This is a genomic window from Bacillota bacterium (genome assembly GCA_023511485.1).
Lineage (GTDB): Bacteria > Actinomycetota > Aquicultoria > Aquicultorales > Aquicultoraceae > CADDYS01.
Map to the genome: position 1 here is coordinate 20,711 of JAIMBH010000028.1, position 11,551 is coordinate 32,261.

Below are 11,551 nucleotides of genomic sequence, written 5' to 3' on the forward strand. Positions count from 1 at the left end.
GTTTATGGGCGCTAAAGTTTAAAGCCAACTAGCCGAAACCTATTAGTAGCTATTTATGGCTTAGTCTGTAGTATTTAATTAAGGAAAATATGTAGCAGAATTCACAGGAGGAGATGCGATATTTTACGCAATAAGATAAAAATAATTTCGGTTGCATCTTTAATAGCAGCAGTCTTGGCAAGCAGTGCAACAACAGCGGTTTTTGCCGAGCCTACTACCAGTCAGCAGGCAGCCGATAAGCAGGCTGAGTTTAACCAAATCAAGGCGCAAGCCAACAAAATCGATGAGCAACTTGATGTCATAGTCGAGGAATACAACGAGCAAAACCTCGCTTTAAGCAGGATAGAAAGAGAACTCCAATCCCGTAAAGCCAGGATCGCGGCTGCAGAAAAAGAATTGGCCGCACGACAGCAAATGATCAACGAGAGATTTGCCAGCGTATACCGTCAAGGCAGCTTATCTCTTGTTGACGCGATTCTCAACGCAAAGAGTCTCGATCAGTTTCTATATTATATAGAGTTAATGGAGAGGCAGTCCAATCACGACGCAAAAGTGATTGCCCAAGTCAGGGCTGTTAAGCAGGATATCGAGACTCAAAGCGCGGAACTTCTTGAAAAAGAGAGAAAACAGAGAGAGCTTGTCACCGCGATAAAAGCAAAAAAAGCTGAAATTGAAGCTCAGCTTAAGGCTAAGAATGAACTGCTAGCAAAAGTTAAAGATCAACTCGATGCTTTAAGAAAACAAGAGGCAAAGGAACAGGCTGAGCTTAGAAAGAAACTTAGAGCTAAGATTACAGTTTCAAGGGGTGGAGGCAGGTCTGGAGTGGTAAGCATTGCCTTGGGTCTTTTAGGTACGCCTTATGCCTGGGGTGCCAGCGGGCCAAACGCTTTTGACTGTTCTGGATTTACAAGCTATGTCTATAGGCAGGTAGGTATTTCGCTGCCGCACTCAAGTCGAGCCCAGTACAATTCTGGAGACCGCATAAGCAGGGATGAGCTTCAACCAGGAGACCTGGTTTTCTTTGCGCACGGTAGGGTGATATCGCACGTTGGAATATATGTTGGCGGTGGTAACTTTGTTCACGCACCGAGAACGGGTGAGAGCGTTAAGGTACAAAGCATAGAAAGCCACGGTGGCTATGTTGGAGCCTGCAGGCCGTAGGCTCTACGGGCCAGAGAATCGGAAATATAAAAATTGATAATAGATTGAATTATCGAAGGATAGGATAGGAAAGGTGAGGGTTATTTAGCTCTTACCTTTTTCGATTCGACCTATTTTCAATTTTCTGTTTCTTCTTAGACTCAATTACCTGAGGAGAGGGTGAACCCGGACCCTGCTCCTGGACTCTTTAGAGAGACTTATGCAGGAAAAGGGTATCTCTCCTAGAATACATTCTAAAAAGCGTAGGAGGAGAGATGCATGAGTTTTACCGTTCCGACGTCTGAGCGCGTCCAGCTAAAAGATATAACAAGGGAAGTAGCTGCGGAGGTTGAGAAGAGCGGGATAAAAGATGGGATTGCGCTTGTTTACGTGCCCCACGCGACGGCTGCGCTTTTAATAAACGAGCATGAGACAGGATTGATATCCGATCTTACGGGCATGGTTAAGGAAGCCGTCCCGAGAGATAGGGCTTACGAGCATGATAGGATTGACAACAATGCATGGTCACACCTGACAAGTGCTCTGTTAGGCTGCAGCGTAATGCTTCCGATTACAGGGGGCAGAATCGAGAGGGGTACGTGGCAAAATATTTTTTTGGTAGAGCTCGATGGTCCACGGCAGCGTAAGGTTATTGTCAAAACTATAGGGAAGTAGGTGCTCCTCTTCACTCCAACTTCTCTGTTTCAACCCAACTTTTTGGTTGTTTGCTGCTATTTGATGGTGTCATAAGTGCTGGAGATAATAACGTTGTTTTAGTAGTATTATGCATGTTGTTTAACATCGCTTTTATCCTTGGCACCAGGTTGTTTTGTATGCGCTAAGCTGCGTTTTATATCGAATAGGGTGGGTAAACAAGAAGTATCCTACTAGGATTGGAGGCATACGCCGTGAAAGGCGGTATTAAGATAGGCCGAATTTTCGGTATTGATGTAAGTTTAGACTATAGTTGGTTTTTTATATTTGCGCTGATCACGCTGGGGTTGACATTCATAATATTTCCACAGCTATCGCCTGGCCTCAGCCTTGTCTCATATCTGGCCATGGGAGTCATAGCATCCGTTTTGTTTTTCGCTTCGGTCCTCTTTCACGAGGCAATGCATTCGCTGGTAGCTAAGCGAAACGGCATGGATATCGAAGGTATAAGGCTCCTGATATTCGGCGGTGTATCTGAGCTAAACGAGGAGCCCCGCTCGCCAGGGGTCGAATTCAAAATGGCATTTGCAGGACCTGCAAGCAGTATATTTCTGGGGGTCATTTTCCTGGGCATTTTCTTTGTGGGGCGCAATTTAGATTTAGGGCCGCTAATAAACGTGCCTGCTTTCTGGCTGGGCTATGTTAACTTGCTGCTTGGTGTATTTAACCTGCTACCAGGTTTTCCGCTTGATGGCGGAAGGGTATTCCGCTCGGCAGTCTGGTATCTTACCGGCAATTTGCGGAGGGCAACCGGCATCGCAACCGCTCTGGGTAAGGGCATAGCTTACGCGATGATATTGGTTGGTGTGCTTGGCCCATTTATCGGGAACCTGAACTTACTCTGGTTTGTGTTCATAGGATGGTACCTCCTACGTGCGGCCGATTCAGGATATCGGCAGGTTATATTCGATGAAGCTCTTGAAGGAGTCATGGTGGGACAGGCGATGACGCAAAATCCAGAAACGGTCGATCCGAATATCAGCATAGAAGAGATGGTTAAAGACCATTTCATGCAACACCGCTGGGTGGCATATCCGGTTGTAGAGAACGACCATGTCGAGGGCATAATTACCATAGATAGTCTGAATAACTTGCCACGCAGAAGCTGGAAGCGTAAGCGTGTTCGGGACGTTATGCAGCCCCTGTCCACCGAGATCGTTACTACACCGGACACGGAAGTGTCCGCAGTTATGCCCAAGTTAAACTCGACTAAAAACATTGGCCGGTTACTTGTTATAAGGGGCGGGCAGTTGATAGGGATACTCACTAAGACAGATGTCACAAAAACTGTTGTGAGGCGGTTAAGAAGTAAGGAAAGAGAAAAGGAAAAGCCCGCCGCTTAATAGGTGGGATTTTTAGTCCTCAGTCCCGTTTCTTTTGTAGATTGTTTTCAAATGCAGAAAGTGCCGATCGATATATGCGCTCATGTCTGTCGATAAATAACTCCTCGTTATACTCCTTGATCACCAAGTCCCGGCAGCATGCCCGGTCGATTTTGTCAATTTTTTTGAGGGCCTCTATCATTCCAAATTTATCGTCAACAATAAATCCAGTTTGGCCATCTCTTATGACTTCAGGTACCGAGCCGTTTCTAATTGCTATAACCGGGGTGCCACAGGCCATAGACTCGATCATCACCAGCCCAAAAGGTTCGGGCCACTGGATAGGGAACAGGGTGCACTCGGCACCCTGGTAAAGCTCAAGCTTGGTTTCGTGATCAACCTCTCCCAGGTACTCAATCTTTCGCGTTAGGTAGGGTTTGACCTTATCTTTGAAATACTGCTTCTCGTGGTTTTCGCTGCATTTTCCGATCATGATAAGGCGCTTGCCAGTTCTCTTTGCAACCGATGCGGCAATGTGAGCTCCTTTTTCCTCATTCATGCGTCCTACAAAGAGTAAATAGTTCCCAGTCGATTCCGAGAAGGGATAACGATCGATCATTACTGCATTTGGAATAGTAGCGGCAAAATTTAGGTTGCCGAAAGTTTTTCGCTGAAAGTCGCTTATTGCCACGTAGAGAAGGTCGGAGGCGATTGCGTGAAAAAAATTTAAGCTTTGCTTTTCCGCAGGTCCGTGAAGTGTGGCGAAAACCGGCTTCTTAAGAAGTCTACTGGTGAATGCGCCAAGTAATCGGCTACCATAGCCGTCATGGTCGTGGATAATGTCAAAATCCTCTGCTTGGCTATACGCCGCCAAGCTCTGCATATTCTCAAGATGGATGTTATCATCCATCTTCTTAAATGGCGCCTTGTCAAAAATCGAAATAAGACGCGCTTGTGTTATGGAATCGCCGGATGCGAACAGAGTAACATCATGGCCTTTTCTGCAAAGACCTTCGGTTAATAGCGACACTACGAGCTCGATACCACCATAACCTGTAGGCGGTACAGGGAACCAAGGGGGCGATATTATAGCGATTTTCAACTTTCTTTGTTCGATCTCTTCCATAGTGGATAAGATACCCGCAATAGTTTCTATTCAGCGGTTCGGAATGAACTTTTTGCGGTTTGCATGCTAATTATCCCTAATTAATCTCACTAGCACGTTATCAAGCTGGCATTTTTCACCGAAAATGGTATAATAAAACCCGCATCGGGATGTAGCGCAGTTTGGTTAGCGCGCCGTGTTCGGGACGCGGAGGTCGGAGGTTCGAATCCTCTCATCCCGACCAGAGAGTTCTTATTCGAACTCGGAGAAAAAATTACGTCAAAAGGCTCAGCAAAATCATTACTGCTGGCCTTTTTGCCGTTTAGATAGATCTTTTTAAAGAGTGCTTGGTTAAAAATTCTCCTAGTCTGAGGGGATGCTTTTTGTAGGCTTCATGGCAATTAGAAGCATGGATATAGCCAAATAAATGGTTTCCTCAACTTCGTCATTTGTGGCTGTCAGTTCTTCAAGCCTGGTTTCGGCGTTAAGTGTTGATCGTCAACACTTTTGACCCCTCATCCGCAATTAAAATTGACCCCTCTCAATCATGAATTGGTCCGCTTCAATTTATCCTTCAGCCGGTAGCTTGAACCGTTGATGTAGAATATTTTGGCATGGTGTACTAATCGATCGATGATGGCGGTAGCAACGATATTATCCTCAAAGATCTTGCCCCACTCATCGAAGTTGTAGTTACTGGTTACGATAACCGAGCCCTTCTCGTAGCGCACAGAGATAAGCTGAAAGAGAAGATTGGCCTCTTCGCGTGAGATCGGCATGTAGCCGAGTTCATCGATAATGACGAGGTGAAGCCTGGAATAATACATCAGGGTATCGATGAGGCCACCGGCCCTCTGGGCGATTGCGAGCTCCTCGATGAGCTTTTGCGCCGGAATAAACGCAACCCGGTATCTGGCGACGCAGGCTTTTACCCCGAGCGCGATTGCAAGGTGCGTCTTTCCCACACCCGGTGGCCCCAAAAGCACCACGTTATCTCCGGTGCGGGCGAACTCAAGGCTTGAGAGAGCGATCACCTCCTTTTCGTTTAAGGATGGCTGAAAGGTGAAATCAAACTCCTCGAGTGTCTTAATAAATGGAAACTTCGCTTTGGAGAGCTTCGTTTTGATCGAGGCCTCGGTTTTACGCTTGAGTTCATCCTCCAAAAGAAGTGCCAAGTATTCCTCGTAGGTTAAATTGCTCGCCTGCGCGGTTTCAGAAAACGCCCGGTAGGTGTGAACCAGACCGTGCAATTTTAGCGCTTTGAAGTGTGCCTCAAGGGGAGGGCTACTACTGTGCATGAGTCACCTCCACTCGGTAGGCGGAGAGCTCGCGCGCAATCGATACCGGACGCATGCGTATCCCGGCCGTTAAGGGAGCGGGCTTGAGCCGTGTCGTATCAAGAAGTCTGCGGACACTCGTTTTATGATACGAGCCGATGTGTGTACAGCTAAGAATTGCCGCTTTGACGGCTTGCGCCTCGTAGACCTCGGCGTAGGCGAGGATCTCAGAGAGGTGGTAGAGCATGTTGGTGCCGTGCGTCAACTTAATTCCTTCGATAAATGGCACGCTCTCGTTGCCGAACGCTTCGATAAATGCGCTTAGCACTTCCTCGCGCTTGGAGGTGCGCCGTGCGAGAAAGCCTTCATTTATTGCCTCGTGCTCAGGGTGGGTCGGGCGGATCCCACGCACGAGCGGCACCTCGTGCTCGGCTACAAGGGTTCCTTTCGCATCAAAGATTACCACGCGCTTTGCAAGAATAGGCTCGACGAAGACGTCGCGCAGGCACAGGCGCATGGGCACGGGATAGAGGTTGCCCTCATATGAGACATAGCCGTCGTTTGATACTTTACGCAGATGGCGGATGAACAGGCGGCCTGGCTCAATAGTTGCCACTGGGCGAAGGAGCGCCCTCTCATGCTCAAAGCGCACGTTCGGGGCCTCTTTAAGCGTGCTGTGCTCCCGCTCGTTGTAGGCGTCGGTAAACTCGGCAAGAAGCCGGTCGAGCTCCGCTATGCTCTCAACGGTAAGGCCGCGCAAGAGATGCTCTTGTAGGTAGTAAAACGGGCGCTCAACTTTTCCTTTTGTCTGCGCCCGGTATGGTGCACACAAAAACGGCTCGATACCAAACGTGCCGCACAGCATCAAAAATTCGTCGCTAAAGCGGGGCTGACCGTTCTTTCGCTCGATGACGATCTGCTTCGGGTTGTCGGTAACAAGCACCTTGGCCGCTCCGCCGAAGAAGTAGATCCCCTCGATAATGGCGCGCAGGATGTCGGCGGCCGTTATGCGAAGTGAAACTGCGTAAAACTTCTTGCGGCTGTAGCACAAAACAAGCTCATGAAAGTAGACTTTTGTGGGACGCCCGGCTACGGGGATCACCCACTCTTTCCAGTCGTACTGCATCTGCTCACCAGGCTCGGTTTCCACTCGGGTCGTGGCTTTTGTGCTGATCTTATCATCTGTCTTAAGGCCAGCAATGTAGCGGTGCAGGCTCGAGAGCGAGCCGGCGTATCCCAGCAATCCAAGCTCCGTAAAGATTCGCGTGCCGATGTACTCCTTTTTAAGCATCTCAGCGATCTCATCGCGGTAGGCGTCGCAGAGCTTTGTGCGCTCCGGCGCATCAAAGCTTGGCGGTTCACTTGAGCGCATATACTTTTTCACCGTGTTTTTAGAAAGATCCAGTTGTTTTGCTATCGTTTTAGCCCCTATGCCGCTTCGCTGCATTGCTTTTACTTGCTGCCATTTATACATAGTTATCACCCCTTATGCTTCCTCCTTGGTAGTTTTGGAGGAAGATTGTACTTGTTAGGGGGTCAAATTTAAATGACGATTGGGGGTCAATTCTATTTTACGATCTATATCTCTTTTAAGCGATATGACTCACCCTTGATGTTGATCGTGGTCGCATGGTGAAGCAGCCGATCAAGGATCGCTGAGGCCAGCACGGTGTCAGAAAAGACCTCGCCCCACTCGGTAAAGCTTTTGTTCGAGGTGAGGATGATGGATCCCTTCTCATAGCGCCGTGAGATGAGCTGAAAGAACAGATTTGCCCCCGTGCGATCGAGTGGAAGATAACCCACCTCGTCGATGATTAAAAGAGCCGGAGAAGTGTACGTCTTCATGCGGTGCTCAAACTTGCTCTCTTGGAACGCTTTAATCAGCGACGACACCATCCCCGTGGCTGTGGTAAAGTAGACCCTATGCCCCGCTGCAATTGCTTTGAGTCCCAAGCCTATCGCTATATGCGACTTTCCCACACCTGGTGGGCCGGTGATCACCAGATTCTCGCCATTGGCGATAAAGCGCAGCGTTGAAAGCTCTTTGATTCGCTTTTTATCAATCGAGGGCTGAAAAGCAAAGTCAAAGTCTTCAATTGTCTTAAGATACGGAAGCCCCGCAAGACGGGTTCGCATGGTGATGCTTCGCTCTTTTCGTGCGATAAGCTCGGCGTCTACTAAAACGGCTAAAAACTCGGTGTAGGAGGCCTCTTTGGCTGCGGCATCTTCAGCCGCCGAGCTTAAAACCTCTGCCATGCGGGTAACTTCCAGCTTCTTTAGGTTTTCAAACAGCATCTCGTAGTTTAGGTTCATGAGAGCGCCTCCTCGTATACCTTTAGGTCGCGCACCTCAACCTTAGGGGCATCGAGGCCGTGGATGGTCATCCTTTTCGGTTGCGCTGGCTCCCCAACTGCGATACCTTGGTAGTGGTCAGGGACGATTACCGTCTCGCCCTTTTTCGCACGCCGGTGGCAGTAGATAGACTCTCCGTCTAAAAAGATGTGTATCATGCCATCGGCGTTTTCTTTGATAAGCACGACTCTTTTTGTGGCCACGTGTGGCAGCGAATATCTGGCTCCCCGGTAGGAGATGATCGAGTCAAGCGTTGCCCTTCGATAGGTATGCTCTGCGGTGTCAAAGGGGACAACAGAGGCAATTGGGATTAAGCCCTCTTTCGCAAAGCGAGCCCGCGGCACCTCCCCAGTGGTGCCGTGCACGTGCACGTTGGCAACTTCTGCAAGCCAGGCAAGAGCGGCCGCATTTATCTCCTCAAGACTTGAGAATACTTCCCCGAGCAGGAAGTTACCCTTCACGTATTTAATAGCCGACTCCACCTTTCCTTTGGTCTGTGCCCGGTAGGGTTTGCAGAAGCGCGGCGTAAAGCCGTAGTGCGCCGCCATGTCGGCAAAGCGAGGGTTGAGTTCAACTTTTTCCAAGAACCGGCGAATCACTGCTGATTTCGTATTGTCGTAGAGGATTTGCTCTGTTACCCCGCCGAAAAATTCAAAGGCGTTTGTGTGGCAACGCATAAACGTGGTGGTGTCCTGGCGAGCGGTAAACTCAACGTACATGTACCGAGAGAAGCCAAGCGTCATCACAAAGCAGTACAGGGGCCTCACCACTCCTTTATGAAAGATCCTGCCGCAGTGCCCCCAATCGACTTGTGCCTGAAAGCCGGGATTTGTCTCAAAACGCTTGATAGCAGTCTCTTTATCTATACGCAATGGGCGCATAAAATCTTTGAGGATGCTGATACCGCCGGTATAGCCCTTCTTTTGTATCTCAGTGAGCATTTTAACCCCGTTTGTCATGCCAGCCTCCATGCGCATACGGATGTAGGGTTTAAACGGGTCAAGCTTTGATGCTACCGGCGGGCGTGCTGTGTATTTGGGTGGCTCTTTTTGTGCCAGGTACTTTCGCACCGTCTTTGTATCTCTTCCAGTAACTAAAGCGATCTGTGTGATGTTTAGTCCTTGCCGCTGTAAATCCTTAATGTCCATCATTTCCTCCCCTTGAACCATTGGCAACCTCCTTAGTTTTGGTTGCCTTGATGATTGGCTTAAAGTTGGGAATTTTCAACCGGCGTTTTTAGGGATTTTACAACCGGCGGTGACATATGCGATGAATGGGGATATATCCCTTTTGAGAGGGAAGGATCACAGCTACTGTTTCAGGTGATATCGCAGTGTTACGAGAAAAGGAGTCTCATCATAACCACAAATCTGGAATTCAGTAAGTGGAACGGCATATTCTACGATGAGAAACTAACCAGTGCGATAATTGATAGGGTAATCCATCACGGCCACTTGCTGATGTTTACGGGGCCAAGCTTTAGGCTTAGACACTCTACCATAAATTGCTAAATCTGGAAATCGGGGTGCTAGAAAAATTAAGTTCCGAACGCTAGAATTTTAAGTTGCCAAACACAGCGCCGTACTCGACCTGGAGGTATCATTGGATTAATATTATCGGTCACGATCTGCTGTGAATTTCTTGCTACTAGTCGTTCTCGTATCGACTCCATCGTGCCGCGAATCTTGACCTGATAGTAATATCCAACCGCGTCTAGAAACCAGAAACACAAGGGTATCACTAAACCACTTACAAAGAAGGCATGATCTAGTTTATCGGCAGTAAACTTCGCCAGCAGAGTTAATACGATAAACTCAGTTGTGACACAGAACTTCTTAGTCTCGAAGCAAAATCTGCTAATCTGCGACACAACACCATGCAGTTGATCAAGCAACATCCAATCGAGTTCATCTTCAAACGACTTTGTGTATGGCGTTACTTCTACTAACATAAATGTCTCCGTAATGATTGGGTGCACGATTTAATAAGGATATTGGGACCTAGATCGGCGCGGTCAATCATTTGCATAAATATCACGATGAAGCATATTCCCGTCAGCTGAATTTGCTGAATATGCTAGTTATTCGTCAAAAATTTCAAGATTCCTGCTTTGCTCGTTAGCTAACTCAGGTGGATTTCTCAAATATTTTTCGAGCCACTGACTAGATTTGCTAGACGCTTGTGCTGTGGTTTACGCTATCAAACTGGCAATTTCCTAGTTTCGAATAAATATTTGCTATACCGCCAAACATAGCTTCTCTATTGGTTCGAATAGCGACCGATCCGGGGAGCAAAATGGATTCCAACTTGAAGAACCGCTTTTTAGAGCGGTTTTTCATTTATTTGCCTACAGTTATAGGCTGATGCTAACCTTAAGGCCATTCGCCGCAAGCGCTCCGAAATCTTTTTTTGAGAATGGGTAAGAACACCCAAAACTAAAGTTTTGGAGGATTTAAGATGATCGATATTGATGTTCTTGTTATAGGTGGCGGCATGGCAGGTAGCGCCGCTGCAAAAGCAGCCCGCGACTACGGTGTATCAGTTGCACTTGCAGATCCAGGAGATCTTGGCGGCACCTGACTTTGGCGGGGATGTATACCCAAGAAGTCCTTGGTAAGGTCTCTAGATGTTTTCTCTACCGTTAAACGTGCTTCTGAATTTGGCGTTGTTGTCAAAGATGAGGTTAGCCTTGACTGGCTGCGTGTCATTGAGCGCAAGCAGTATGCAATCAGGAATGCCGAAGGCGACAAAGCTGCAGATCTAAAGAGACGGGGCATTGACTACTACAAAGAACCAGTTACCTTTGTCTCGCCCGATGAGGTTACCATAGGAGGTGAGCGAGCCCGGCCTGGAAAGATCATTGTTGCAACCGGTTCAAAACCGAGTATGCCCCCGATACCCGGCATTGAGCATGCCATAACGAGTGATGGTGCTCTCGAGCTGAAAGAATTACCCGCGTCGATGGTCATCATTGGCGGCGGTTTTATCGCTTTAGAGTTTGCCCATGTTTTTCGTCAGGCAGGAGTCAAGGTAACCATTTTAGAGGCCAAAGATCGCCTTCTATCAGCTGCTGATGGCGAGATATCAAATGCCATCAAAGACTCGTTTATTCGTCAAGGCATGGAAGTTTATACAGGAGCAGGTGTTTCCGGTATCGAAGTTCAAGACGGAGTAAAAACTGTTACGGCAACGATAGCTGGTGAAGAGAAGCATTTTACCACCGATATTGTCCTAAACGCAACCGGACGAGTACCTTCTTTCGATACCTTAAACCTGGACGGGGCAGGGGTTCTCTACTCAAAGAAGGGCATTAAAGTTAACGAGTTTATGCAAACAAATTTAGAGCACATCTATGCGGCAGGCGACGTTACAGGGGGATATATGCTAACCCCCGTTGCCTCATATGAAGCTAGAGTTGCCGCTCAAAACGCAGTTTCGGGAAATAGTCGAAAGATGGATTACCGTGTTGTACCATACGCGGTCTTTTCCCGCCCGGAGATTGGAAGCGTTGGACTAACAGAGGAAGAAGCACAAGCAAAAGGTATTGATTACTCTCTTGCCTATCTTGATTTTGCTACTATTGGGGCAGCCATTGTAAACGGTGAAACCGAAGGCTTTGCAAAGCTCATCGTGGACAACAG

Annotated in this window: 11 protein-coding genes, 1 tRNA gene and 1 pseudogene; 7 read left to right on the forward strand and 6 right to left on the reverse strand. The window is 48.0% G+C overall.

What is annotated here, in order from left to right:
- Nucleotides 1-174 precede the first annotated feature (174 nt).
- The 3 genes from K6T91_09255 (at nucleotide 175) to K6T91_09265 (ending at nucleotide 3,197) form a co-directional block, all read left to right on the forward strand.
- Nucleotides 175-1,161, forward strand: coding sequence for a C40 family peptidase (locus K6T91_09255; GenBank protein MCL6472980.1), 987 nt, complete (start codon nucleotides 175-177; stop codon nucleotides 1,159-1,161).
- Between the two features lie 258 nt (nucleotides 1,162-1,419).
- Nucleotides 1,420-1,815 (forward strand): secondary thiamine-phosphate synthase enzyme YjbQ, encoded by a 396-nt coding sequence (locus K6T91_09260; GenBank protein MCL6472981.1) that lies wholly within the window; start codon nucleotides 1,420-1,422, stop codon nucleotides 1,813-1,815.
- A gap of 233 nt (nucleotides 1,816-2,048) precedes the next feature.
- Nucleotides 2,049-3,197 carry a site-2 protease family protein gene (locus K6T91_09265; protein ID MCL6472982.1) on the forward strand — a complete coding sequence of 383 codons (1,149 nt, stop codon included), beginning with the start codon at nucleotides 2,049-2,051 and terminating at the stop codon, nucleotides 3,195-3,197.
- 19 nt (nucleotides 3,198-3,216) lie between these two features.
- Here K6T91_09265 and K6T91_09270 read toward each other — a convergent pair whose 3' ends face one another.
- Nucleotides 3,217-4,302, reverse strand: coding sequence for a glycosyltransferase family 4 protein (locus tag K6T91_09270; protein ID MCL6472983.1), 1,086 nt, complete (start codon nucleotides 4,300-4,302; stop codon nucleotides 3,217-3,219).
- A gap of 145 nt (nucleotides 4,303-4,447) precedes the next feature.
- Between K6T91_09270 and K6T91_09275 the strand changes: the two genes are divergently transcribed.
- Nucleotides 4,448-4,525, forward strand: a tRNA-Pro gene (locus K6T91_09275).
- Nucleotides 4,526-4,826: 301 nt separating this feature from the next.
- On the opposite strand, the gene istB (K6T91_09280) is transcribed toward K6T91_09275, so the two are convergent.
- The 4 genes from istB (K6T91_09280) to istA (K6T91_09295) all read right to left on the reverse strand — a co-directional run bounded on the left by istB (K6T91_09280) (nucleotide 4,827) and on the right by istA (K6T91_09295) (nucleotide 9,079).
- Entirely contained in the window at nucleotides 4,827-5,579 is a 753-nt protein-coding gene (gene istB / locus K6T91_09280) for an IS21-like element helper ATPase IstB (protein MCL6472984.1), read from the reverse strand.
- Nucleotides 5,569-7,032, reverse strand: a complete 1,464-nt coding sequence (gene istA / locus K6T91_09285; GenBank protein MCL6472985.1) for an IS21 family transposase — start codon at nucleotides 7,030-7,032, stop codon at nucleotides 5,569-5,571. The genes istB (K6T91_09280) and istA (K6T91_09285) overlap by 11 nt, the downstream gene beginning before the upstream one ends.
- A gap of 104 nt (nucleotides 7,033-7,136) precedes the next feature.
- Nucleotides 7,137-7,871 carry an IS21-like element helper ATPase IstB gene (istB, locus tag K6T91_09290; protein MCL6472986.1) on the reverse strand — a complete coding sequence of 245 codons (735 nt, stop codon included), beginning with the start codon at nucleotides 7,869-7,871 and terminating at the stop codon, nucleotides 7,137-7,139.
- Nucleotides 7,868-9,079 carry an IS21 family transposase gene (istA, locus tag K6T91_09295; protein ID MCL6472987.1) on the reverse strand — a complete coding sequence of 404 codons (1,212 nt, stop codon included), beginning with the start codon at nucleotides 9,077-9,079 and terminating at the stop codon, nucleotides 7,868-7,870. The genes istB (K6T91_09290) and istA (K6T91_09295) overlap by 4 nt, the downstream gene beginning before the upstream one ends.
- Before the next feature lie 93 nt (nucleotides 9,080-9,172).
- Between istA (K6T91_09295) and K6T91_09300 the strand changes: the two are divergent.
- Nucleotides 9,173-9,421: pseudogene (locus tag K6T91_09300) on the forward strand (ATP-binding protein).
- A 26-nt stretch (nucleotides 9,422-9,447) separates the two neighbouring features.
- Here K6T91_09300 and K6T91_09305 read toward each other — a convergent pair.
- On the reverse strand, nucleotides 9,448-9,861 hold the full coding sequence (locus K6T91_09305; GenBank protein ID MCL6472988.1) for a hypothetical protein: 414 nt from the start codon (nucleotides 9,859-9,861) through the stop codon (nucleotides 9,448-9,450).
- A gap of 506 nt (nucleotides 9,862-10,367) precedes the next feature.
- Between K6T91_09305 and K6T91_09310 the strand changes: the two genes are divergently transcribed.
- Together K6T91_09310 and K6T91_09315 are read left to right on the forward strand one after the other, a co-directional pair.
- Nucleotides 10,368-10,490 carry an NAD(P)-binding protein gene (locus K6T91_09310; GenBank protein MCL6472989.1) on the forward strand — a complete coding sequence of 41 codons (123 nt, stop codon included), beginning with the start codon at nucleotides 10,368-10,370 and terminating at the stop codon, nucleotides 10,488-10,490.
- Between the two features lie 30 nt (nucleotides 10,491-10,520).
- Nucleotides 10,521-11,551 (forward strand): NAD(P)/FAD-dependent oxidoreductase (locus tag K6T91_09315; protein MCL6472990.1); only part of this gene is annotated, 1,031 nt, incomplete at its 3' end.